This is a genomic window from Pseudocitrobacter sp. 73 (genome assembly GCF_008369545.1).
Classification (GTDB): domain Bacteria; phylum Pseudomonadota; class Gammaproteobacteria; order Enterobacterales; family Enterobacteriaceae; genus Pseudocitrobacter; species Pseudocitrobacter vendiensis.
The window spans coordinates 66,011-90,213 of the sequence record NZ_VTZO01000027.1 but is presented as its reverse complement, the minus strand read 5'-3'; the positions used below and the strand labels follow the sequence as shown (position 1 = coordinate 90,213).

23 protein-coding genes and 1 pseudogene are annotated in these 24,203 nt (G+C 54.0%); 18 read left to right on the top strand and 6 right to left on the bottom strand.

What is annotated here, in order from left to right:
* Nucleotides 1-53 precede the first annotated feature (53 nt).
* Nucleotides 54-791 (top strand): tRNA1(Val) (adenine(37)-N6)-methyltransferase, encoded by a 738-nt coding sequence (locus tag F0Q32_RS22650; RefSeq protein ID WP_149464835.1) that lies wholly within the window; start codon nt 54-56, stop codon nt 789-791.
* Here F0Q32_RS22650 and nadB read toward each other — a convergent pair.
* Nucleotides 776-2,395, bottom strand: coding sequence for an L-aspartate oxidase (gene nadB, locus F0Q32_RS22645; RefSeq protein WP_149464834.1), 1,620 nt, complete (start codon nt 2,393-2,395; stop codon nt 776-778). The two genes, F0Q32_RS22650 and nadB, sit on opposite strands and share 16 nt — an antisense overlap.
* Nucleotides 2,396-2,665: 270 nt before the next feature.
* Here nadB and rseD point away from each other — a divergent pair, with 270 nt between their 5' ends.
* The 12 genes from rseD to acpS all read left to right on the top strand — a co-directional run bounded on the left by rseD (nt 2,666) and on the right by acpS (nt 12,346).
* Nucleotides 2,666-2,761 (top strand): rpoE leader peptide RseD, encoded by a 96-nt coding sequence (gene rseD / locus F0Q32_RS26860; protein ID WP_144052231.1) that lies wholly within the window; start codon nt 2,666-2,668, stop codon nt 2,759-2,761.
* 55 nt (nt 2,762-2,816) lie between these two features.
* Entirely contained in the window at nt 2,817-3,392 is a 576-nt protein-coding gene (gene rpoE, locus F0Q32_RS22635; protein ID WP_015963387.1) for an RNA polymerase sigma factor RpoE, read from the top strand.
* A 31-nt stretch (nt 3,393-3,423) separates the two neighbouring features.
* Nucleotides 3,424-4,077 (top strand): anti-sigma-E factor RseA, encoded by a 654-nt coding sequence (rseA, locus tag F0Q32_RS22630; RefSeq protein WP_149464833.1) that lies wholly within the window; start codon nt 3,424-3,426, stop codon nt 4,075-4,077.
* On the top strand, nt 4,077-5,030 hold the full coding sequence (rseB, locus tag F0Q32_RS22625) for a sigma-E factor regulatory protein RseB (protein WP_015963389.1): 954 nt from the start codon (nt 4,077-4,079) through the stop codon (nt 5,028-5,030). The genes rseA and rseB overlap by 1 nt, the downstream gene beginning before the upstream one ends.
* Nucleotides 5,027-5,503 carry a SoxR-reducing system protein RseC gene (rseC, locus tag F0Q32_RS22620; protein WP_149464832.1) on the top strand — a complete coding sequence of 159 codons (477 nt, stop codon included), beginning with the start codon at nt 5,027-5,029 and terminating at the stop codon, nt 5,501-5,503. Before rseB ends, rseC begins: the two co-directional genes overlap by 4 nt.
* A 185-nt stretch (nt 5,504-5,688) precedes the next feature.
* The gene (gene lepA, locus F0Q32_RS22615) at nt 5,689-7,488 is read left to right on the top strand and encodes a translation elongation factor 4 (protein ID WP_149464831.1); all 1,800 of its coding nucleotides are present in this window, start codon (nt 5,689-5,691) and stop codon (nt 7,486-7,488) included.
* 16 nt (nt 7,489-7,504) lie between these two features.
* Nucleotides 7,505-8,479, top strand: a complete 975-nt coding sequence (gene lepB, locus F0Q32_RS22610) for a signal peptidase I (RefSeq protein ID WP_149464830.1) — start codon at nt 7,505-7,507, stop codon at nt 8,477-8,479.
* A 216-nt stretch (nt 8,480-8,695) separates the two neighbouring features.
* Nucleotides 8,696-9,376 (top strand): ribonuclease III, encoded by a 681-nt coding sequence (gene rnc, locus F0Q32_RS22605; protein WP_015963393.1) that lies wholly within the window; start codon nt 8,696-8,698, stop codon nt 9,374-9,376.
* Complete coding sequence (era, locus tag F0Q32_RS22600) at nt 9,373-10,278, top strand: GTPase Era (RefSeq protein ID WP_149464829.1); 906 nt, start codon at nt 9,373-9,375, stop codon at nt 10,276-10,278. The genes rnc and era overlap by 4 nt, the downstream gene beginning before the upstream one ends.
* A gap of 133 nt (nt 10,279-10,411) precedes the next feature.
* Entirely contained in the window at nt 10,412-11,119 is a 708-nt protein-coding gene (recO, locus tag F0Q32_RS22595) for a DNA repair protein RecO (RefSeq protein WP_149464847.1), read from the top strand.
* Nucleotides 11,120-11,234: 115 nt separating this feature from the next.
* Nucleotides 11,235-11,966 (top strand): pyridoxine 5'-phosphate synthase, encoded by a 732-nt coding sequence (gene pdxJ, locus F0Q32_RS22590; protein WP_015963396.1) that lies wholly within the window; start codon nt 11,235-11,237, stop codon nt 11,964-11,966.
* Nucleotides 11,966-12,346, top strand: coding sequence for a holo-ACP synthase (gene acpS, locus F0Q32_RS22585; protein ID WP_149464828.1), 381 nt, complete (start codon nt 11,966-11,968; stop codon nt 12,344-12,346). Before pdxJ ends, acpS begins: the two co-directional genes overlap by 1 nt.
* On the opposite strand, the gene F0Q32_RS22580 is transcribed toward acpS, so the two are convergent.
* The 3 genes and pseudogenes from F0Q32_RS22580 to F0Q32_RS26620 form a co-directional block, all read right to left on the bottom strand.
* On the bottom strand, nt 12,343-12,603 hold the full coding sequence (locus F0Q32_RS22580) for a YfhL family 4Fe-4S dicluster ferredoxin (RefSeq protein ID WP_149464827.1): 261 nt from the start codon (nt 12,601-12,603) through the stop codon (nt 12,343-12,345). The genes acpS and F0Q32_RS22580 overlap by 4 nt on opposite strands.
* 37 nt (nt 12,604-12,640) lie before the next feature.
* Nucleotides 12,641-13,321, bottom strand: coding sequence for a LysR family transcriptional regulator substrate-binding protein (locus F0Q32_RS22575; RefSeq protein ID WP_255475690.1), 681 nt, complete (start codon nt 13,319-13,321; stop codon nt 12,641-12,643).
* Between the two features lie 72 nt (nt 13,322-13,393).
* Nucleotides 13,394-13,564, bottom strand: a pseudogene (locus F0Q32_RS26620) (LysR family transcriptional regulator); the annotation flags it as partial.
* Nucleotides 13,565-13,679: 115 nt separating this feature from the next.
* Between F0Q32_RS26620 and F0Q32_RS22570 the strand changes: the two are divergent.
* Both F0Q32_RS22570 and F0Q32_RS22565 read left to right on the top strand, forming a co-directional pair.
* Nucleotides 13,680-14,888, top strand: a complete 1,209-nt coding sequence (locus F0Q32_RS22570) for an OFA family MFS transporter (protein ID WP_149464825.1) — start codon at nt 13,680-13,682, stop codon at nt 14,886-14,888.
* Between the two features lies 1 nt (nt 14,889).
* Nucleotides 14,890-15,807 carry an oxidoreductase gene (locus F0Q32_RS22565; protein ID WP_149464824.1) on the top strand — a complete coding sequence of 306 codons (918 nt, stop codon included), beginning with the start codon at nt 14,890-14,892 and terminating at the stop codon, nt 15,805-15,807.
* A 28-nt stretch (nt 15,808-15,835) separates the two neighbouring features.
* On the opposite strand, the gene F0Q32_RS22560 is transcribed toward F0Q32_RS22565, so the two are convergent.
* Nucleotides 15,836-16,684, bottom strand: a complete 849-nt coding sequence (locus tag F0Q32_RS22560) for a MurR/RpiR family transcriptional regulator (protein WP_149464823.1) — start codon at nt 16,682-16,684, stop codon at nt 15,836-15,838.
* Nucleotides 16,685-16,913: 229 nt separating this feature from the next.
* Here F0Q32_RS22560 and yfhb point away from each other — a divergent pair, with 229 nt between their 5' ends.
* Both yfhb and tadA read left to right on the top strand, forming a co-directional pair.
* Entirely contained in the window at nt 16,914-17,549 is a 636-nt protein-coding gene (yfhb, locus tag F0Q32_RS22555) for a phosphatidylglycerophosphatase C (protein ID WP_149464822.1), read from the top strand.
* A gap of 27 nt (nt 17,550-17,576) precedes the next feature.
* The gene (gene tadA / locus F0Q32_RS22550) at nt 17,577-18,116 is read left to right on the top strand and encodes a tRNA adenosine(34) deaminase TadA (RefSeq protein WP_149464821.1); all 540 of its coding nucleotides are present in this window, start codon (nt 17,577-17,579) and stop codon (nt 18,114-18,116) included.
* On the opposite strand, the gene mltF is transcribed toward tadA, so the two are convergent.
* A complete protein-coding gene (mltF, locus tag F0Q32_RS22545; RefSeq protein ID WP_149464820.1) occupies nt 18,110-19,666 on the bottom strand; it encodes a membrane-bound lytic murein transglycosylase MltF in 1,557 nt (518 codons plus the stop codon). The genes tadA and mltF overlap by 7 nt on opposite strands.
* Before the next feature lie 256 nt (nt 19,667-19,922).
* Between mltF and purL the strand changes: the two genes are divergently transcribed.
* Nucleotides 19,923-23,810: a phosphoribosylformylglycinamidine synthase gene (gene purL, locus F0Q32_RS22540; RefSeq protein ID WP_149464819.1), complete on the top strand. Its 3,888-nt coding sequence runs from the start codon at nt 19,923-19,925 to the stop codon at nt 23,808-23,810.
* Nucleotides 23,811-24,203 lie beyond the last annotated feature (393 nt).

Sequence of the window (24,203 nt, the reverse complement as noted above, 5' to 3'; positions counted from 1 at the left end):
GCTATCTGTTCTCAGGTATTGTGCTGAGCCAAAACCGAATACGTAAAATAACTATGTCTGACTCGAAACCCACGCTGCGTCGTAATGGATTTACCTTCAAAAAATTTTTTGTCGCGCATGACCGTTGTGCCATGAAAGTGGGCACGGACGGCATTTTGCTGGGCGCATGGGCGCCGATTGCCCATGTAACGCGCGTGCTGGATATTGGCACGGGAAGCGGATTGCTGGCGTTAATGCTGGCACAGCGCACCGAGGCGAATACGCTCATCGACGCCGTTGAGCTGGATGAAAATGCCGCAGAACAGGCGCGTGAGAACGTCGCGCAATCTCCGTGGCCGCAAAAAATTGCCGTCCACACGGCGGATATTCAGAGCTGGGTCGCGAGCGTTAGGAGTCGCTATGATCTGATCGTCAGCAATCCGCCTTACTATGAGCAGGGCGTCGAGTGCGCCACGCCGCAGCGTGAGCAGGCGCGCTACACCACATCCCTCGATCATCAAACGTTGCTGACCTGCGCGGCGGATGCCATTACCGAAGAGGGATTTTTCTGCGTCGTATTACCGGAAAACATCGGCCAGAGTTTTACCGAACTGGCTCTGTCGATGGGCTGGCATTTACGTCTGCGCACGGATATCGCCGAATATGATACCCGCCCGCCGCATCGGGTCCTGCTGGCATTCTCGCCACAAAACGGTGAGGCCTTTAGCGACAGAATGGTGATTCGTGGGCCAGAGCAGCAATACTCCGAAGCGTATACCGCGCTGACCCAGGCATTTTATCTCTTTATGTGAGTGAGCGGCGAGAGCACGGATGGGCCGGAATCCTGCATGAGATCCGGGTAATCCAGCGTGTAGTGCAGGCCGCGACTCTCTTTACGCATCATCGCACAGCGGACAATCAGTTCCGCCACCTGTACCAGATTGCGCAGTTCCAGCAAATTATTAGACACGCGAAAGCGTGAATAGTACTCGTCGAGCTCCTGCTGAAGCATGGTAATGCGACGCAGGGCGCGCTCAAGCCGTTTCGTGGTGCGCACAATGCCGACATAGTCCCACATCAGCAAACGTAACTCATGCCAGTTGTGCTGAATCACCACTCGCTCGTCGGAATCATCCACCCGGCTTTCATCCCACGCAGGCAGATTTTCCACCTGACGTGTGCTGGCAATCCGTTTGTTGATATCTTCCGCCGCTGACCAGCCATAGACCAGACACTCCAGCAGGGAGTTAGAGGCCATACGGTTTGCACCATGCAGGCCGGTATAACTCACTTCGCCGATCGCATACAGGCCGTCAACGTCGCTGCGTCCGTTATCATCCACCATCACGCCGCCGCAGGTATAGTGCGCAGCCGGAACAACAGGCACAGGCTCTTTTGTCAGGTCGATACCCAGCCCAAGCAGTTTTTCATAAATCATCGGGAAATGGTGGCGGACAAATTCTTCGGGCTTATGGCTGATGTCCAGATACATACAATCCACGCCGAGCCGTTTCATTTCATGATCGATAGCGCGCGCCACTACATCGCGCGGCGCAAGCTCGCCTCGTTCATCGAAATCAGGCATAAAGCGCGTCCCGTCCGGGCGCTTAAGCATAGCGCCTTCTCCACGCAGCGCTTCGGTGAGCAGGAAGTTACGTGCCTGCGGGTGGAACAGGGCGGTGGGGTGGAACTGATTAAACTCCAGATTCGCCACGCGGCAGCCCGCACGCCAGGCCATGGCGATGCCGTCGCCCGATGAGATATCCGGGTTAGTGGTATACTGATAGACCTTGGATGCACCGCCCGTCGCCAGCACCACCGATTTTGCTGCGCACGTTTCCACGCTCTCTTTATTACGGTTCCAGATCCACGCGCCCACAACGCGGCGCGTACCGGGCAGGCCAATCTTATCGGACATGATCAGGTCTACGGCATTGCAGCGCTCAATCACCCGAATATTGGGATGATTCAGCGCCTTGCTGACCAGCGTGTTTTCCACTTCTTTGCCGGTGGCATCGGCCGCATGCAGAATGCGGCGATGGCTGTGGCCGCCTTCGCGCGTCAGGTGATAGCTCGCTTCGCCGTTGCTTTGTAATTGCGTATCAAACAGCACGCCCTGGTCAATCAACCACTGGACGCAGTTTTTGGCATTGCTGGCAACGAACGACACGGCGTCGCGATCGCAGATCCCGGCACCGGCGATGAGCGTGTCCTCAATATGAGATTCGATACTGTCGGTTTCATCAAAAACGGCTGCAATACCACCCTGTGCGTAGAAGGTTGAACCTTCGCTAATCGGGCCTTTACTGAGCACAATGACAGAATGCTGCTCGGCAACGCGCAGCGCGAGAGATAAACCGGCAGCACCGCTACCGATGATCAGGACATCACAGGAGAGATCTGGAAGAGTGTTCATGATGGTTTGTTTAATTTACTAAACACGGTTTGGTCAGCATAGCATCATAAAACGCGTTGGCGCACACATTTTTTTAGCGGAAGTTGTAACGGCTAAACATAACAACCTCGGAAGGGACTTTGTAAACGAAGGAAAATATTCGAATCTCTGACTCCGGAAACCCCTATTTATGGTGAAATAAAAGGCGCGTTACGTTACTCTTGCGAGAATTGCGTTTTTCTTTCGCAACTTAGACAACGTAGTGCATGCGTAGACTTATAATGAGAGACAATGAACGGTCTACAACTGACAAACAAAAAACAAAGGCGTAACGGAACTTTACAATCATCAGACACTCTAACTCTGTGCTTGCTCATAGTGCAGTAACGGAGTGGCGTTTTGATTACGCATTGGAATAGGGTTTGGGGAGACATTACCTCGGATGAGCGAGCAGTTAACGGACCAGGTCCTGGTTGAACGGGTCCAGAAAGGAGACCAGAAAGCTTTTAACCTACTGGTGGTGCGCTACCAGCATAAGGTGGCGAGCCTGGTTTCCCGATATGTGCCGTCAGGTGACGTTCCTGATGTGGTGCAAGAGTCTTTTATAAAGGCCTATCGTGCGCTGGATTCATTCCGGGGGGATAGCGCTTTCTATACGTGGCTGTACCGTATTGCTGTCAATACGGCAAAAAATTACCTGGTTGCTCAGGGGCGACGCCCACCGTCCAGCGATGTGGACGCAATGGAAGCAGAAAACTTCGAAAGTGGCGGCGCACTGAAAGAAATTTCGAACCCTGAGAACTTAATGTTGTCAGAAGAACTGAGACAAATTGTTTTTCGCACCATTGAAAGCCTTCCAGAAGATTTACGCATGGCAATTACCCTGCGAGAGCTGGATGGCCTAAGCTATGAAGAGATAGCTGCAATTATGGATTGCCCGGTTGGTACTGTTCGTTCCCGTATCTTCCGTGCGCGAGAAGCTATTGATAATAAAGTTCAACCGCTTATCAGGCGTTGACGGTAGCGGGATACTGGAAAAGGTATTAGGCATGCAGAAAGAAAAACTTTCCGCCTTAATGGATGGTGAAACGCTGGATAACGAGTTGCTTGTCGAATTAACTCGTTCGCCGGAAATGCAAAAAACCTGGGAGAGCTATCATCTCATCCGTGATTCGCTTCGCGGCGATACGGCGGATGTCCTTCATTTTGATATCTCTTCTCGCGTCATGGCTGCCATCGAAAATGAGTCCGCTGCTGCCCAGGCGACGCCGCTCATTCCTGAAGCCCAGCCAGCACCGCATCAATGGCAGAATATGCCATTCTGGAAAAAAGTCCGTCCGTGGGCGAGTTCACTTACCCAAATGGGCGTTGCGGCTTGCGTATCGCTTGCAGTTATTGTCGGTGTCCAGCACTATAATGGGCAATCAGATTCTACTCAGCAGCCCGAAACACCGGTTTTTAATACCTTACCGATGATGGGCAAAGCAAGTCCGGTTAGCCTGGGCGTGCCGTCTGATGCCACTGCGGGTACTGGTCAGCAACAGCAGGTTCAGGAACAACGCCGTCGCATCAACGCAATGTTGCAGGATTATGAATTGCAGCGCCGCCTGCATTCTGAGCAACTTCAGTTTGAACAGGCACAAACCCAGCAGGCTGCTGTTCAGGTGCCGGGCTATCAAACTTTAGGAACGCAATCGCAGTAATGAAGCAACTTTGGTGTGCCATGTCCCTTGTGGCTGGCAGCCTGTTCTTCTCTGTCAACGCCTCGGCTGATGTCTCGTCCGGGGCGTTGTTGCAGCAGATGAATCTGGCCAGTCAGTCCCTCAACTATGAGCTGTCATTCGTCAGCATCAATAAAGCCGGTGTCGAATCGCTACGCTATCGTCACGCGCGTTTGAATAATCAGGCGCTGGCGCAGCTTTTGCAGCTCGATGGTCCGCGTCGCGAAGTGGTGCAACGCGGCAATGAAATCAGCTATTTTGAGCCGGGCCTCGACCCGTTTACGCTCAATGGCGATTACATCGTCGATTCCCTGCCGTCGCTGGTCTATACCGACTTTAAACGCCTGGCGCCGTACTACGATTTTATCTCCGTTGGCCGCACCCGTATTGCCGATCGCTTATGCGAGGTGATCCGCGTCGTCGCACGCGATGGAACCCGTTATAGCTACATCGTCTGGATGGACTCTGAAAGCAAACTGCCGATGCGCGTTGACCTGCTCGATCGCGACGGCGAAACGCTGGAGCAGTTCCGCGTCATTGCGTTTAACGTGGGCGATCAAGTGGGTAGCAGCATGGATAAACTGGCGAAAGCCAGCCTGCCACCGCTGCTCTCCGTTCCGGCGGGCAGTAAAGTGAACTTCAACTGGTCGCCGACCTGGGTGCCTCAGGGCTTCAGCGAAGTCTCCAGCAGCCGCCGCACGTTACCTACTATTGATACCGCCGTGGAGTCTCGTCTCTTCTCGGATGGCCTGTTCAGTTTCTCCATCAACATCAGCCGGGCCACGGCCAACAGCAGCGAACAAATGCTGCGTACCGGTCGCCGCACGGTGAGCACCACCGTGCGCAACCAGGCTGAAATCACTATCGTCGGTGAACTGCCGCCGCCAACGGCGAAACGTATTGCCGACGGTATTAGCTTCAAGGGCGCACAATGATTAAAGAGTGGGCGACCGTTATCTCCTGGGAGAACGGCGTAGCGAAAGTTCACTGTGATGTGAAAGCCTCATGCAGCAGCTGCGCGTCACGCGCGGGCTGCGGCAGTCGTGTGCTGAATAAGCTGGGGCCACAAACCAGCCACACCATTACCGTTCCCAGCGCCGAACCGTTGGTGGCAGGGCAAAAAGTGGAACTGGGAATCAGCGAAAGCAGCCTACTGGGATCGGCTATGCTGGTTTACCTGTCACCGCTTGTAGGGCTGTTTATCATGGCCTCTCTGTTCCAGGTGCTGTTTGGCACAGATATCGCCGCCATGTGCGGGGCGCTGTTAGGCGGTGTGGGCGGCTTTTTGTTGGCGCGCGGTTTTTCGCCGACGCTTGCGAAACGCGAAACGTGGCAACCGGTCATTATTAGCGTTGGCCTGCCGCCAGATCTCCTGCGCACCTCCACTTCTTCTGAATTGAGCCAGTGATCGCACTGGCTTTATTTTTATTTACATCTGGTATGAGAAAGCCGTAAGCGGAACCGCTATGCTTGCTGGAAGAGCATTTCCTGGTTGCGCAGTTGTAGTGTAGAATGCGGCGTTTTCGAACGACACAAACGTCAGGCACAGAACAGCGGCCTCAAAGTATTCGTAAGGCATAATTATCTTAATATATGAAGAATATACGTAACTTTTCGATCATTGCACATATCGACCACGGTAAGTCGACGCTGTCTGACCGTATCATCCAGATTTGCGGTGGCCTTTCTGATCGTGAAATGGAAGCCCAGGTTCTCGACTCGATGGATCTGGAACGCGAACGCGGCATTACCATTAAAGCGCAGAGCGTCACCCTGGACTTTAAATCAGCTGATGGCGAAACCTATCAACTGAACTTTATCGACACCCCTGGTCACGTCGACTTCTCCTACGAAGTTTCCCGTTCTCTGGCGGCCTGTGAAGGCGCACTGCTGGTGGTTGACGCCGGGCAGGGCGTAGAGGCGCAAACCCTGGCGAACTGCTATACCGCCATGGAAATGGATCTGGAAGTGGTTCCGGTTCTGAACAAAATCGACCTCCCGGCAGCCGATCCTGAGCGTGTGGCGGAAGAAATTGAAGATATCGTCGGCATCGACGCGGCGGACGCTGTACGTTGCTCAGCGAAAACTGGCGTGGGCGTAACCGACGTTCTGGAACGTCTGGTGCGCGATATTCCGCCGCCGGAAGGCGATCCGGAAGGCCCGTTACAGGCGTTGATCATTGACTCCTGGTTTGATAACTACCTGGGCGTGGTCTCGCTGGTGCGTATTAAAAACGGCACCATGCGCAAAGGCGATAAAATCAAAGTGATGAGCACCGGTCAGGTGTACAACGCAGACCGTCTGGGCATCTTCACCCCGAAACAGGTTGACCGTACCGAGCTGAAATGCGGCGAGGTGGGTTGGCTGGTGTGCGCCATTAAAGACATTCTGGGCGCACCGGTTGGCGATACGCTGACCCAGGCGCGCAACCCGGCTGACAAAGCGCTGCCAGGCTTTAAAAAAGTCAAACCGCAGGTTTATGCGGGCCTGTTCCCGGTAAGCTCTGACGATTACGAAAACTTCCGCGATGCGCTGGGCAAACTGAGCCTGAACGACGCCTCCCTGTTCTATGAGCCGGAAAGCTCTACCGCGCTGGGCTTCGGCTTCCGCTGTGGCTTCCTCGGTCTGCTGCACATGGAGATCATCCAGGAACGTCTGGAACGTGAATACGATCTGGACCTCATCACCACCGCGCCGACCGTAGTGTACGAAGTAGAGACCACCAATAAAGAGGTCATCTACGTCGACAGCCCGTCCAAGCTGCCGCCGCTAAATAACATCGCGGAGCTGCGTGAGCCGATTGCCGAGTGTCATATGCTGCTGCCGCAGGAATATCTCGGCAACGTTATCACTCTGTGCGTGGAAAAACGCGGTGTGCAAACCAACATGGTTTACCACGGCAAACAGGTTGCGCTGACCTATGAAATCCCGATGGCAGAAGTGGTACTCGACTTCTTCGATCGTCTGAAGTCAACCTCCCGCGGTTACGCGTCGCTGGATTACAACTTCAAACGCTTCCAGGCGTCTAACATGGTGCGTGTTGACGTTCTTATTAACAGCGAACGTGTGGATGCGTTGGCGCTGATCACGCACAACGACAATGCCCCGTACCGTGGTCGTGAGCTGGTTGAGAAGATGAAAGAGCTGATCCCTCGTCAGCAGTTTGATATCGCGATTCAGGCGGCCATTGGCAACCACATCATCGCGCGTTCTACGGTGAAACAGTTGCGTAAAAACGTTCTGGCAAAATGCTATGGCGGTGACGTCAGCCGTAAGAAAAAGCTGCTGCAAAAACAGAAAGAGGGTAAAAAGCGTATGAAGCAGGTCGGTAACGTCGAACTGCCGCAGGAAGCTTTCCTCGCCATTCTGCACGTCGGAAAAGACGGTAAATAATCCTTAAGGAGTTGGCATGGCGAATATGTTTGCCCTGATTCTGGTGATTGCCACACTGGTCACGGGCCTTTTGTGGTGCGTTGATAAATTTATCTTCGCGCCCAAACGTCGGGAACGTCAGGCTGCGGCGCAGGTCGCAACCGGAGATGCGCTGGACAAAAAAACGCTGAAAAAAGTAGGCCCGAAACCGGGCTGGCTGGAAACGGGCGCGTCCGTATTTCCGGTGCTGGCGATTGTGCTCATCGTGCGTTCTTTTATTTATGAGCCGTTCCAGATCCCATCCGGTTCAATGATGCCGACGCTGTTAATTGGTGATTTTATCCTCGTGGAAAAATTCGCCTACGGCATTAAAGATCCTATTTACCAGAAAACGATTATCGAAACGGGTCACCCGAAACGTGGCGATATTGTGGTCTTTAAATATCCGGAAGATCCGCGCCTTGATTACATCAAACGTGCGGTAGGTCTGCCGGGTGATAAAGTCACTTACGATCCGATCAGCAAAGAAGTCACGATTCAACCGAACTGCAGTTCCGGCCAGGCTTGCGGTAACGCACTGCCGGTCACCTACTCGAACGTTGAACCGAGTGATTTCGTGCAGACCTTTGCCCGTCGTAACGGCGGCGAAGCGACCAGCGGTTTCTTTGAGTTGCCGAAAGGCGAAACCAAAGAAAATGGTATTCGCCTGACCGAACGTCAGGAGACGCTGGGCGAGGTGAATCACCGCATTCTGACCGTGCCAATCGCGCAGGATCAGGTCGGCATGTACTATCGCCAGTCGGGGTTACAGCCGGCTACGTGGATTGTGCCGCCGGGTCATTACTTCATGATGGGTGATAACCGCGATAACAGCGCCGATAGCCGTTACTGGGGCTTCGTGCCGGAAGCGAACCTGGTCGGGAAGGCGACGGCCATCTGGATGAGCTTCGAAAAACAGGAAGGTGAATGGCCGACCGGCGTACGTTTAAGCCGTATTGGCGGTATCCACTAATTCTTGTCAGACCGATGCGGGGGCATGAGTGCCTCCGCATAAATTATTTAGCAGTTAAATCTCTCCAAACTAACGACATCCCTTGTCGTTGCGTATAGAATATCCCCCCGAAGTTACACATGTCTTTCTTAATAGACACGGCACACGAAACCGTATTGGTGCTTTCAGATCTGTTTCGTGTGCTGAATTTTTGACGCATTCATTTATTGGTATCGCATGAACCCCATCGTAATTAATCGGCTTCAACGGAAGCTGGGCTACACTTTTGTTCATCAGGAGTTGTTGCAACAGGCATTAACCCATCGCAGTGCCAGCAGCAAACATAACGAGCGCTTAGAATTTCTGGGCGATTCCATTTTAAGCTACGTGATCGCGAACGCCCTTTATCACCGCTTCCCGCGTGTGGATGAAGGCGATATGAGCCGTATGCGCGCGACGCTGGTTCGCGGTAATACGCTGGCGGAAATCGCCCGTGAATTCGAACTGGGCGAATGTCTGCGTTTAGGGCCGGGCGAGCTGAAAAGTGGCGGCTTCCGCCGCGAATCTATCCTCGCGGATACGGTTGAAGCATTGATTGGCGGGGTGTTCCTCGACAGCGATATTCAGAATGTCGAGAAGTTAATCCTCTCCTGGTATCAAACGCGTCTGGACGAAATCAGCCCGGGCGATAAACAGAAAGATCCAAAAACACGCTTGCAGGAGTATCTGCAAGGCCGCCATCTGCCGCTGCCATCTTATCTGGTGGTGCAGGTGCGTGGGGAAGCACACGATCAGGAATTTACTATCCACTGCCAGGTTAGCGGCCTGAGTGAACCGGTGGTTGGCACAGGTTCCAGCCGTCGCAAGGCGGAGCAGGCTGCCGCCGAACAGGCGTTGAAAAAACTGGAGCTGGAATGAGCAACGACAAAACTTACTGCGGATTTATCGCCATCGTCGGTCGCCCGAACGTCGGCAAATCTACCCTGCTGAACAATCTGCTGGGGCAGAAAATTTCCATTACTTCGCGTAAAGCGCAGACCACCCGTCACCGCATTGTCGGTATTCATACGGAAGGTGCGTATCAGGCAATCTATGTCGATACCCCGGGTCTGCACATGGAAGAAAAGCGCGCCATCAACCGCCTGATGAACAAAGCAGCAAGCAGCTCCATCGGGGATGTTGAACTGGTGATTTTTGTCGTGGAAGGCACGCGCTGGACGCCGGACGACGAAATGGTGCTGAACAAACTGCGCGAAGGCAAAGCGCCGGTGATTCTGGCCGTTAACAAAGTCGATAACGTGCAGGAAAAAGCAGATCTTCTGCCGCATCTGCAGTTCCTCGGCAGCCAGATGAACTTCCTCGACATCGTGCCGATGTCTGCGGAAACCGGGCTGAATGTCGACACCATCGCCGGAATCGTACGCAAACATCTGCCGGAAGCGATTCATCACTTCCCGGAAGATTACATCACCGATCGTTCTCAGCGTTTTATGGCGTCTGAAATCATTCGTGAAAAGCTGATGCGCTTCCTGGGCGAAGAACTGCCGTATTCTGTTACCGTGGAAATCGAACGTTTCGTGACTAACGAGCGCGGCGGTTACGACATCAACGGCCTGATCCTCGTTGAGCGTGACGGGCAGAAAAAGATGGTGATTGGCAACAAAGGTTCCAAAATCAAAACCATCGGTATCGAAGCCCGTAAAGACATGCAGGAAATGTTCGAAGCTCCGGTTCACCTGGAACTGTGGGTGAAAGTGAAATCCGGCTGGGCTGATGACGAGCGTGCACTGCGTAGTCTTGGCTATGGCGACGATCTTTAAGTTTCTCATACCCTATGGCTTTCATGGTGCAGGAAGGCGGCAAGAGTGTGAATCTCCAGGAGCTTACATTAGTAAGTGACTGGGGTGAACAGTCGCAGCCAACGCACCTGCGGCTTGAAAGACGACGGGTATGATGGAAGGCTGGCAGCGCGCATTTGTCCTGCATAGTCGCCCCTGGAGCGAAACCAGCCTGATGCTGGACGTCTTCACGGAAGAGTCCGGTCGCGTGCGCCTTGTTGCCAAAGGCGCACGTTCCAAACGTTCCAATCTAAAAGGCGCGCTTCAGCCTTTTACCCCCCTGTTAGTTCGCTTTGGCGGGCGCGGTGAAGTCAAAACCCTGCGCAGCGCGGAAGCCGTTTCGCTGGCGCTCCCCCTGAGCGGCATTACGCTTTACAGCGGCCTTTACGTTAACGAACTCATTTCCCGCGTGCTGGAGCACGAAACCCGTTTCTCTGAACTTTTCTTCGATTACCTGCACTGCATTCAGGCGCTGGCGGGAACCTCTGGTTCGCCTGAACCCGCGCTGCGTCGCTTTGAGCTGGCGCTACTGGGGCATCTGGGATACGGCGTCGATTTCCTGCACTGCGCAGGAAGCGGCGATGAAGTTGATGACACCATGACCTATCGCTATCGTGAAGAAAAGGGCTTTATCGCCAGCGTCGTAATTGATAACTACACCTTTACCGGCCATCAGTTGAAAGCGCTGGCCAGCCGCGAGTTTCCGGATGTGGATTCGCTGCGAGCCGCAAAACGCTTTACCCGTATGGCGCTGAAGCCGTATCTTGGTGGCAAACCGCTAAAAAGCCGGGAATTATTCAGGCAGTTTTTGCCAAAGAAATAACCTCCCCCCTGAATCATCACAGTACTGAATATAGTGCATAAACGGTCCCCTCTCCCTCCGGGAGAGGGCCAGGGTGAGGGGAAAACGAATACCGAACTAAAAACCGAGGATTGTCATGGCTGAATTACTGTTAGGCGTCAATATTGACCACATTGCCACCCTGCGTAACGCGCGCGGCACAGCGTATCCGGACCCGGTTCAGGCGGCATTCATCGCCGAACAGGCCGGTGCGGATGGCATCACCGTTCATCTGCGTGAAGACCGTCGCCACATCACCGACCGCGACGTGCGTATCCTGCGTCAGACGCTCGACACGCGCATGAATCTGGAGATGGCGGTCACCGAAGAGATGCTGAACATTGCCGTCGACACCAAACCGCATTTCTGCTGCCTGGTGCCGGAAAAGCGTCAGGAAGTGACCACCGAAGGCGGTCTCGACGTTGCTGGTCAGCGTGACAAAATGCGCGATGCCTGCAAACGCCTCGCCGACGCAGGTATTCTGGTATCCCTGTTTATCGATGCCGATAACGAGCAGATTAAAGCCGCGGCAGAAGTGGGCGCGCCTTATATCGAAATTCACACGGGTTGCTATGCCGATGCTCAAACCGACGCCGAGCAGGCTAAAGAACTGGAGCGTATCGCTCACGCCGCAACTTATGCCGCAAGCCTGGGGCTGAAAGTCAATGCCGGGCATGGCCTGACTTATCACAACGTGAAAGCTATCGCGGCGCTGCCAGAGATGCACGAACTGAATATCGGCCACGCCATCATTGGCCGCGCGGTGATGACCGGTCTGAAAGAGGCCGTTGCCGAAATGAAACGCCTGATGCTGGAAGCGCGCAAATAATGGCGATTCTTGGGCTAGGAACCGACATTGTCGAGATTACGCGTATCGACGAGGTGATTGCCCGCAGCGGCGATCGCCTCGCGCGTCGGGTATTAACCGACAATGAGTGGGCTATCTGGGAAACGCATCAACAACCGGTGCGTTTTCTGGCCAAGCGTTTCGCGGTGAAGGAAGCGGCAGCGAAAGCCTTTGGCACGGGCATCCGTAATGGCCTGGCGTTTAACCAGTTTGAAGTCTACAACGACGAAATGGGGAAACCGAAACTGCGCCTGTGGGGCGAAGCGCAGATTCTGGCGGAAAAAATGGGCGTGGTGCACATACACGTCACCCTGGCGGATGAACGTCGCTATGCCTGCGCGACGGTCATTCTGGAAAACTAGATTTTGTCGGCGTGATGCAACGTCACAAATTTATCCCACAACTGTTCTTCGCTCTCAAGGTGTGCCGGATCTTTTAAAATCGTATTCGGGATCGGGCACACTTTCTGACAGGTAGGCGTCTCGTAATGGCCGATGCACTCGGTGCAGCGATCGCTATTGATCTCATAGATGCTATCACCCATCGAAATGGCTTCGTTCGGACACTCCGGTTCGCACATATCGCAGTTGATGCATTTTTTGGTGATTAACAACGCCATCAGGAAACTCTCAGAAACAACCTATTCGGGCCGCGCATTATACGCGCATTTTCTGCGCAGACCATACTTTTTCCGGGGTATTCGTATCGTTACCGTAGTGATCTTTGATTTGTGTCAGCAGGTCGCGCACCGGCTCATCAGGAAGCAAATCGCTACTGTGCACCAGTATGACCTGTTGATAAAACGTGGGTTCCTGTAACGACATCAGCCGAACGTTCTTGGCGGGCGTGGATCGCAGCAGCGAACGGGTAAGCAGTGCGATGCCAATCTGTGCCTCGGCATATTCCAGGCAGGAGTAATGGTTATCGAGTTCGCAAATAATATTCGGCGCGATATGACGCTTTCCTAACTCGGTGGCAATCACGCCTCGCAGCAGCAGTGATTCATTGAGGATGATAATGGGTTGTCCAGCCAGTTGTTCCAGGTGTAACGAAGTCTGTCGTGCCAGAGGATGGGAAAGCGGGACTGCCGCGACGATCTCATCTTCAAAGAGACGCGTCGCGCTAATGTTTTCAGGCACACGACACTGATAAACGATGCCAAAGTCGATCACTTTATCGCCAATTTTTTTAATCGTTTGTTCGGTGGAAAACTCTTTTACCGTCAGGGCTATCTCGGGATACTTCGCACTAAATTGTTTGAAAATGGGCAGTACCAGATGGCTTCCCGAGACGCCAAGTGAAATATTATCGCGAGTCTGATATTGGTAAAGTGACAATTCGTTCTCAGCATTTTTTATATCCTGAAGAATTTTTATGGCATGAGTTCGTAATACCGTACCTGCGCGGGTTAATTCTATATTTCGCCCTTTTCGTTGGAAAAGAATAATTTTTGATGATAATTCCAGTTGTTTTATTTGTTGGCTCAATGATGGCTGCGTGATAAACAGTCGCGCAGCGGCTCGCCCATAGTGCAGCTCATCGCTAAGTATCAGAAAAGATTGCAGTTGCTTGAGATTCATTACAGGCTTCGCAAAATAGGTTTTTATTATCACGATTATAAAAATTACCAAATGGTTTGCCTATTTCATCTTTTTTAAACTGTGACCAGTTTATTTTTATAAAGGGAAATAAAGGATGGCGAAGCCAATTAACCGCTGGGGGATGCTGGCGGCACACGTATGCATTAACTTTGTACTGGGGGGCGTTTATGCCTTCAGTTACTTTAAAACGCCGCTGATGGCACAGTATCACTGGGATCCGGCAATGCTGGCCTTAGCCTTCTCAATCAATATGGGGATTATTCCCATCCCCATGATCTGGGGCGGCAAGATGATTGATAATGGTAAAGGTAAGCAGGCGATTGTCATTGGTGGCATTCTGTTTTCACTCGGTTTCATTCTCTCCGGATTCGTCGACAATCTGTATTTGCTGTTCCTGACTTACGGCGTGCTGGCCGGGTTAGGTTCTGGTCTGGCGTTTACCGGTAATCTCAATAATATCCTCAAATTCTTCCCCGACCGTCGAGGCCTGGCCAGTGGCATCGTTCTGGCTGGTGTTGGAGTCGGTACGCTGCTCTGTACCAAACTCGCCGAATTTTTTATGTCGCAAACCCACGATGTCAGCCAGGCGCTGCTTTATCTAGGCATTGTTTATCTGGTAGTGATATTTGTGGTGCAGTTTTTCATCCGCAGCGCGCCGGCGAAAGACAGCGGTGGCATCGCGGCTTCACCCATGGATAAAGATTATCGTCAGATGCTGCGCGATCCGCGATTCTGGTTACTGTTCGCCATTCTGGCGCTGGGCGTTTTCTCCGGGATGGTGATCAGCTCCAGTTCAGCGCAAATCGGCATGATGCAGTACGGTCTGGCATCCGGTGCGATGGTGGTGAGTTTGGTCTCTATCTTCAACTCGGTGGGCCGTCTGTTCTGGGGGACCGTGGCGGATAAGCTCGGCGGATACCCAACGCTTGTCACCGTCTATCTCTTCCTTGCGCTGTGCATGCTGGCACTGCTCTTTTTCACCGGTAACACCACAATGTTCTACCTCAGCGCGCTGGGCGTCGGGTTTGGCTATGCCGGCATCCTGGTGATTTTCCCAGGGCTTACCAGTCAGAATTTTGGCATGCGTAATCAGGGTCTTAACTACGGTTTTATGTATTTCGGTTTTGCCGTGGGCGCGGTGATTGCGCCGTACATTACCTCTGCAATCGCCAAATCCAGCGGCAGCTATGATCCCGTCTTTATGCTCACCACCGGCTTGCTGGCGCTTGGGGTGATCCTGATTTTGTTTACCAAAAACTATGTCGCGAAAATTTTGACGAACATGAAAACGCAAGGAGTCTGAGATGAAAGTAGCAATAGCGGGCGCAGGTGCAATGGGCTGCCGTTTTGGTTATATGCTGGCCGATAGCGGGATAGATGTTACCTTGATTGATGGCTGGAAAACGCACGTTGATGCCATCAATCAGCAGGGCTTATTCGTCGAAACAGAAAGCGGAAGTCGTCATTATTCTCTCCCTGCGATGTTGGCTGAAGATGCGCACGGCGAATTCGATGTGGTCATCCTCTTCACAAAAGCAATGCAGATGGCGGAAATGCTGCGAAAAATTGCACCGGTGCTGTCATCAGCAAAGGTGGTGATGACGCTCTCTAACGGACTTGGGAACATTGAGACGCTGGAGCAGTATGTCGATCGTTCAGTTATTTACGCGGGCGTGACACTCTGGTCCTGCGAGCTGGAAGGTCCGGGGCATATTCGGGCGACGGGGTCGGGTAATATTGAGCTACAACCACTGATGTCGACGGATATGGCAATGGCAGGTCAGGTTGTGGATATGCTTAATCACGCGGGCCTGAACGCTGAACTGAGCGCCAATGTGTTGCTCTCCATCTGGAAGAAAGCGGCGTTCAACAGCGTAATGAATACCTACTGTGCGCTGCTGGATTGTAATGTTGGAGGATTTGGCCGTCGCCCTGGTGCGCTGGAGATTGCGCGTACTGTTGTGGCGGAGATTGTACAGGTTGCCATAAGCCAACAGATCCCGCTGACGGAAGAGATAGTGATGCACACCGTTCAGAAGGTGTTCGATCCACGTGAAAGTGGCGAGCACTACCCGTCGATGCATCAGGATCTGCATAAAGGGCGCCTCACCGAAATTGATTACCTGAATGGTGCGGTGGCGCGCATAGGAGAAGCCCAGGGGATACCGGTGCCTGTGAATCGCCTGTTAACCCAGCTTATCCATGCCAAAGAAGCACAATAAAGGGAGGCGCGGGCGTGGGCCCGCGCAATCACACCAGCTTCTTCACCAGCGCTTCACTATGGCGAATGCGATCCGGCGCATTTTCCAGATCCTGCTGCACCAGCCCCATAAACAGCACATCCGCCAGCATCATCTGCGCGCTGGTTGAGGAAATCGCCGCACTGCGCGTGGCCTGTTCTTCCGCAATAGTATAAAGGCAGTGCGTGGCGCGCTGCTGGAGCGCGTTGGGTGAAAATCCGGTGATGGCGAGAATTTTGCCACCCGCGCGCAGGGTTTCATCCGCTGCCAGATTTATCTCGCGGCGCTCGCCGGAGTAGGAAATTGCTAACAGCAGGTCGCCTTCGCTTAGCGCCTGAACGCTGGCGAGCAGGGCGTGCATATCCAGCTCGGCGACGGCGTTAAGGCCAATTTTCATCAGTTTCCAGCTAAAGTTGCGCGCCACCAGGCCCGAGGCGCCAATCCCGGTCAGTACGATGCGCCGTGCGCCGCGCAGCATGTTCACGGCCTCCAGCAGTTTCTCTTCGTCGTTGACGTCGAGTGAGGCATGCATCGCGGCAACGTTATCTTTAATGAGTTTTTCGCCCACCAGACGCAGTGGATCGTCACCGCGAATCTGGTTATGTACCGGAATAGAGTGCGGATTCGGATTGCTGGCCAGGGCTTCGCTCAGCGCCAGTTTCAGGGCCGGAAAACCTTTAAAGCCCAGTTTTTGCGCGAACTTCACCACGCTGGACTGGCTGACACCCGACTGGCTCGCCAGCTGCTGTGAGCTGAGATGACGCGCCAGGTCAGGCTGCGCCAGGATAAAATCGGCCAGTTTTTTATCACTTTGCGCCAGTTGTGGATATCGCTGGCGAATACGGATTAAACAATTCATACGCTCCTCAAGGGCAAAATTACGCTACCTCTCCCGACAACAATTCTGCTCGCCTGAAAGAATTATTATTCGATTATAACGGATTAACCTGAATTAAATATTCCATCTGGCGCAAAATATTGAACACTTTTTGCATCCCGCCGTTGAGGCGATGTTTCCAGAAATCACCCGCGCTATCTGTTACGCTTGTAATGAGTTAACGGAAATTCATTGCTTAAAGGAGTCTGGTTTGGCAAACGACCCCCGTCGAGTTATTTTTTTCGACCTGGATGGCACCCTGCATCAACAGGATATGTTCGGCACGTTTCTGCGCTATCTGCTACGGCGACTGCCCCTCAACGCATTGCTGGTGCTGCCGCTGCTGCCGATTATCGGTATCGCGCTGCTGGTAAAAGGGCGCGCTGCGCGCTGGCCAATGAGTTTGCTGTTGTGGGGGTGTACCTTTGGACACAGCGAAGCCAGACTGCGCGCGCTGGAAGCGGATTTTGCTACGTGGTTTCGGGCGAATGTGGTGGCTTTCCCGGTGGTGCATAAGCGCCTGACCGAATACCTCATCAGCACCGATGCCGATGTATGGCTGATTACCGGCTCGCCGCAGTCGCTGGTGGAGAAAGTCTATTTTGATACGCCCTGGCTGCCGCGCGTGAATCTTATCGCCAGCCAGATAACCCGGGCTCATGGCGGCTGGGTGCTCTCACTGCGTTGCCTGGGGCATGAAAAAGTCGTGCAACTGGAGCGCAAAATCGGTACGCCGCTGCGTCTGTTTAGCGGTTATAGCGACAGCAAGCAGGATAACCCGCTGCTCTATTTTTGCCAGCATCGCTGGCGGGTAACGCCGCGCGGTGAACTTCAGCGGCTGGAATAGTGGGTAATCTTATTCTCTCTATGTATAATGCGCCCCGATTTATCATCTGGAGTGCCCACTTTGTCCGACAATGAATTCAACCATGAATATTGGATGCGCCATGCGCTTACGCTTGCGCAGCGCGCCTGGGATGAAGGGGAAGTGCCGGTTGGCGCGGTGCTCGTGCTCGATAATCAGGTGATTGGCGAAGGCTGGAATCGCCCGATTGGTCGTCACGATCCGACGGCTCACGCCGAAATTATGGCGCTGCGTCAGGGCGGCATGGTGTTGCAAAACTACCGCCTGATTAACGCCACGCTGTACGTTACGCTGGAACCGTGTGTGATGTGTGCAGGCGCAATGGTGCATAGCCGCATTGGACACGTCGTGTTTGGCGCGCGCGATGCCAAAACTGGCGCTGCCGGGTCGTTAATGGATGTCCTGCATCATCCGGGAATGAATCACCGTGTCGAGGTTATGGCAGGCGTATTGCGCGATCAATGCGCTGGAATGCTAAGTGATTTTTTCCGCGAACGCCGGGAACAAATCAAGGCACTGCGCAAAGCGCAGAAAGCTGAAAATCAATGACGGGGCTGTGCGGCATCGACCAGTTCGCTTGACGTCGAGCCCTGCACGCTGTGCAGATAATCGCGTGGCGACAGGGAAATGAATGGTAAGAAGTCAGCATTGTTGCGGTTCAGTTCATCCATCGTTACCGCCGGGTAATCGGCGGCAATCGCTATCTCCTGAGCCACTTTCTTCTCTTTCTCCGCCAGATACCCCACCAGGCTAATTTGATACTTACGGATATTTTCGACATAGGCATAGGCCTCATGCCCGCGCGCATACCCGTAAGTAAGCTTGCTGTAATAAGGTTTTTGGCTGAGCAGCGGCAGGCGCTGTTTTACATCCGTCCAGCTGTCCGGGTTGCCTTTCTGCTTGACCGTTAACGCGCGGGCATCAAGCATATGCGCGTACCCCATATTATAAGCGGCGAGGGCAAACCAGATTTTCTCATCCTGCGGCACCGTATCCGGTACTTTCTCCATCATATCCAGCAGATATCGCATGCCGCCGCCAATGCTTTGTTCCGCATCGGTACGATCCGTCAGACCCAGGCTTTGGGCGGTATTTTTGGTGAGCATCATCAGGCCGCGCACGCCGGTGGGGGAGGTTGCCAGCGCATCCCAGTGCGACTCCTGATACGAGATAGCCGCCAGCAGTCGCCAGTCTATCTCTTTGGCGTATTTTTCAAACAGCGGCTGAAGGTCAGGCAATACGTTATCGACGGCGCGCAGGAACGACCGCGTATCGACATAATCGAAATCGCCGCCATGCCCCAGATATTTCTCTTCCAGGCGGGCGAGGGTGCCGTCTTCATTTATACTGTTGAAATAGTCGAGCATCGCGGCGGAAAGCGTGTCGTCTTCGTCGTTAACGCTAAACCAGGTCACCGGCTGCTCGTCGGTGATATCGAGCGCCACGGCCAGTTCCGGGTGAACGCGCTGGAACAGACTGATCGCCACCGAATCTGCGATGGTGTAATTCAGGCGGCCCGCCAGTACATCTTCCATTAAGGCTTCGCTGCTGCGCTTTTCATCCACTTGCCAGCTGATATCGGGATACTTCGTTTCTTTCAGTGCCTGAAGGTCGTTGATCACCGCATGTCCTGGCGCAATGGAAAGATTATCGGCGTTCAGTTCTCCCAACGAGCGCGGGCGATAGCTGCCGACGCGATACACCACCTGCTGAGAAACGGAATAGTAGGCCGGGCCAGCGTGGTAGTTTTTGACGCGTTCGCTGTTATAAACCAGGCCTGCAGCCAGCAGGTCTGCTTTGCCATTGTCGAGATCGTCAAACAGTTCGCTGATATTCTGTCGCACGGTCACTTTCAGCTTAACACCGAGGTAATCGGCAAACTGTTCAGCAAGGGCGTAGTCGAGTCCGTACTCTTTATCGTCAACGCGAGAGTAGGTTAAAGGTGACACAATGGTACTGACGCGAAGTTCCCCCCGCGCCTGAATGGCGGCAATGCGATTGGCCGGTTGGTTGATCCATGTAATGGAGGGCCAAAGGGCTGCTGCTAACAGCAGTGCAACGATGCCGATCAGCAGATAATTAATCTTTAATTTTTTCAAATAGTTAATTCTCTGCGCTAACAAAATCACTGTGTGCAGTGACCATAAGAAGACTATGGTCTGGAACAGAATGAGCGGCATTTTGCTTAAGATTACGCCAGTTGGCAACTAATTCGAGAGATACGTCACATCTATTGGTAAAAGCAGGAAGTGATTTTATTTCTACGCAAACGGTTTCGTCAGGGCGCAGGATTAACTATAATAGCGCCCGTTTTCCCCCCTTGCGCACACTGAAAGCTTAGAAGACGAGAGACTTATGATGGAAATTCTGCGTGGTTCGCCTGCACTGTCTGCATTTCGTATTAACAAACTGCTGACGCGTTTTCAGGCAGCCAACCTCCCGGTAAGCAATATTTACGCTGAGTATGTCCATTTTGCCGATCTGGATGCTCCGCTTCACGACGAAGAGCACGCCAGACTTGAACGTCTGTTAAAGTATGGCCCGAGCCTCAGCAGCCATACGCCATCCGGTAAATTACTGCTCGTGACTCCCCGCCCTGGCACCATCTCCCCCTGGTCTTCAAAAGCAACCGACATCGCCCACAACTGCGGCCTGACTCAGGTTCTGCGCCTGGAACGCGGTGTGGCCTGGTATGTGGAAGCCTCTACGCTTACGGCGGAGCAGTGGCGTGACGTGGCGGCGATGCTGCACGATCGCATGATGGAAAGCGTCTTCGACTCGCTGCAGGATGCGGAAAAACTGTTTGCTCATCATCAACCCGCACCCGTATCCAGCGTCGATCTGTTGGGGGAAGGGCGTCAGGCGCTCATCGACGCCAACCTGCGTCTGGGGCTGGCGCTGGCAGATGATGAAATCGACTATCTGCAGGACGCCTTTACTAAGCTTGGGCGTAACCCGAACGATATCGAACTCTATATGTTTGCGCAGGCTAACTCTGAGCACTGCCGACACAAAATTTTTAACGCCGACTGGATTATCGACGGCAAACAGCAGCCGAAATCGCTGTTCAAGATGATCAAAAACACCTTTGAGACCACGCCGGATCACGTGCTGTCTGCCTATAAAGATAACGCCGCGGTGATGGAAGGGTCTGAAGTCGGCCGCTACTTTGCCGACCACGAAACGGGTCGCTACGATTTCCACCAGGAGCCTGCGCACATCCTGATGAAGGTCGAAACTCACAACCACCCGACGGCGATTTCTCCGTGGCCGGGCGCGGCAACCGGTTCTGGTGGTGAAATTCGTGATGAAGGTGCCACCGGGCGTGGTGCAAAACCGAAGGCCGGTCTGGTCGGTTTCTCCGTTTCTAACCTGCGTATACCGGGCTTTGAGCAGCCGTGGGAAGAAGATTTCGGCAAGCCTGAACGCATTGTTACCGCGCTGGATATTATGACCGATGGCCCACTGGGCGGCGCGGCATTTAACAACGAATTTGGTCGCCCGGCGCTGAACGGCTATTTCCGTACCTATGAAGAGAAAGTGAACAGCCACAACGGCGAGGAGCTGCGCGGCTATCACAAACCGATCATGCTGGCAGGCGGGATCGGCAATATCCGCGCCGATCACGTGCAGAAAGGCGAGATCACCGTGGGTGCGAAACTGGTCGTCCTCGGCGGCCCGGCGATGAATATCGGCCTTGGCGGCGGTGCAGCCTCTTCCATGGCCTCCGGCCAGTCTGACGCGGATCTCGATTTCGCGTCCGTTCAGCGCGATAACCCGGAAATGGAACGTCGTTGCCAGGAAGTGATCGACCGCTGCTGGCAGCTTGGTGACGCGAACCCGATTCTGTTTATCCACGACGTCGGCGCAGGCGGTCTTTCTAACGCCATGCCGGAACTGGTCAGCGACGGTGGGCGCGGCGGTAAATTCGAACTTCGCGACATCCTGAGCGACGAGCCGGGTATGAGCCCGCTGGAAATCTGGTGTAACGAATCGCAGGAACGTTACGTGCTGGCGGTTTCGCCTGAGCAGATGCCGTTGTTTGATGAACTCTGTAAGCGTGAACGCGCACCGTATGCGGTGATTGGCGAAGCGACTGAAGAACTGCACCTCAGTCTGAATGACAAGCACTTCGACAATCAGCCTATCGACCTGCCACTGGACGTGCTGCTGGGCAAAACGCCGAAGATGACCCGCGATGTCACCACCCTGAAAGCGAAGGGCGACGCGCTGGTTCGCGAAGGCATTACCCTTGCCGATGCGGTTAACCGCGTTCTGCACCTGCCGTCCGTGGCGGAAAAAACCTTCCTCGTCACCATCGGCGACCGTACCGTCACCGGCATGGTGGCACGTGATCAGATGGTTGGCCCGTGGCAGATCCCGGTGGCTAACTGCGCGGTCACCACCGCCAGCCTCGACAGCTACTACGGTGAAGCGATGGCGATCGGTGAACGTTCTCCGGTTGCGCTCCTCGACTTCGCCGCGTCTGCCCGTTTGGCAGTCGGTGAGGCGCTGACCAACATTGCGGCCACGCAAATTGGCAATATCAAACACATTAAACTGTCGGCTAACTGGATGTCTGCCGCCGGTCACCCTGGCGAAGACGCCGGTCTGTATGAAGCAGTGAAAGCGGTGGGTGAAGAACTTTGCCCGGCGCTGGGCCTGACGATTCCGGTGGGTAAAGACTCCATGTCGATGAAAACCCGCTGGCAGGAAGGTAACGAACAGCGTGAAATGACCTCGCCGTTGTCGCTGGTGATTTCCGCGTTTGCTCGCGTGGAAGATGTGCGTCATACCATTACGCCACAGCTTTCTACGGAAGATAACGCGCTGCTGCTGATTGACCTTGGGAAAGGCCATAACGCGCTGGGCGCTACCGCGCTGGCGCAGGTTTACCGTCAACTGGGCGACAAACCGGCCGATGTACGTGATGTCGCGCAGCTGAAAGGCTTCTACGACGCCATTCAGGCGCTGGTTGCAGAGCGTAAACTGCTGGCTTATCACGACCGTTCCGACGGCGGCCTGCTGGTGACGTTGGCGGAAATGGCCTTTGCCGGTCACTGCGGTGTTGAGGCGGATATTGCTTCGCTTGGCGACGACCGTCTGGCTGCACTGTTCAACGAAGAGCTGGGGGCGGTGATTCAGGTTCGCGCGGCTGACCGTGAGGCGGTTGAAGCGCTACTGGCTAAACACTGCCTGGGCGATTGCGTACATTATCTGGGTAACGCCGTAACGGGCGACCGCTTTACGCTGACCGCCAACGGCCAGCCGGTCTTTAGCGAAAGCCGCACCACGCTTCGTATGTGGTGGGCGGAAACGACCTGGCAGATGCAGCGTCTGCGTGATAACCCGGAAAGCGCCGATCAGGAGCATAACGCGAAAGCCAACGATAACGATCCGGGTCTGAACGTTAAACTCACTTATGACATCAGCGAAGATATCGCTGCGCCGTACATTGCGAAGGGTGCACGTCCTCAGGTGGCGGTACTGCGTGAGCAGGGCGTTAACTCTCACGTTGAAATGGCGGCGGCGTTCCAGCGTGCGGGCTTCGATGCCATCGACGTGCACATGAGCGACCTGCTGGCCGGTCGCACCGGGCTGGCGCGTTTTGATGCGCTGGTTGCCTGTGGCGGTTTCTCTTACGGTGATGTGCTGGGCGCGGGTGAGGGCTGGGCGAAGTCCATCCTGTTCAACAATCGCGTGCGTGATGAATTCGAAACTTTCTTCCATCGTCCGCAAACGCTGGCGCTGGGCGTGTGTAACGGTTGCCAGATGATGTCTAATCTGCGCGAGCTGATCCCGGGCAGCGACCTGTGGCCGCGTTTTGTGCGTAACAACTCGGACCGTTTTGAAGCGCGTTTCAGCCTGGTCGAAGTGACGCAAAGCCCGTCGCTGCTGCTGCAGGGGATGGTGGGTTCACAGATGCCGATTGCCGTTTCTCACGGTGAGGGGCGTGTGGAAGTGCGTGATGCTGCGCATCTGGCGGCGCTGGAAAGCAAAGGGCTGGTGGCGCTGCGCTACGTTGATAACTTCGGCAAGGTGACGGAAACCTATCCGGCGAACCCGAACGGTTCTCCGAACGGCATCACCGCGGTGACCAACGAAAGTGGTCGTGTCACCATCATGATGCCGCACCCGGAACGCGTCTTCCGTACCGTGGCGAACTCCTGGCACCCGGAAAACTGGGGCGAGGATGGCCCGTGGATGCGTATCTTCCGCAATGCGCGTAAGCAGTTAGGTTAAGAGACAGGGCCGCGAAAGCGGCCCTTTTTGTTGGATGACCGCAATCATTCGCATCGACGTGTAGGCCGGATAAGGCGCAGCCGCCATCCGGCGTTTTCAAGTGTCGTGAATGACAGACAATCCTTATTGTAGGTGTCTCTAAATGGCGACATCTAACTCATTGATTAAAATCTATTTTATTTAACGATGCATAAAGTGTTGCTAATCAGCGACGCAAAGAACAAAAAGTAATCATTTGCTCAAAGATTGATAAAATCAATATTATCTTTAATTATCATTAAGTTAACATTTTATCTTCCATGTTGGCACGCAACCTGCATTAATATACTCAGTGGCTCATTCACCTTCTTATGTCAGCCCCTTCGGGACGTGCTACATAAACTTCGAATGACG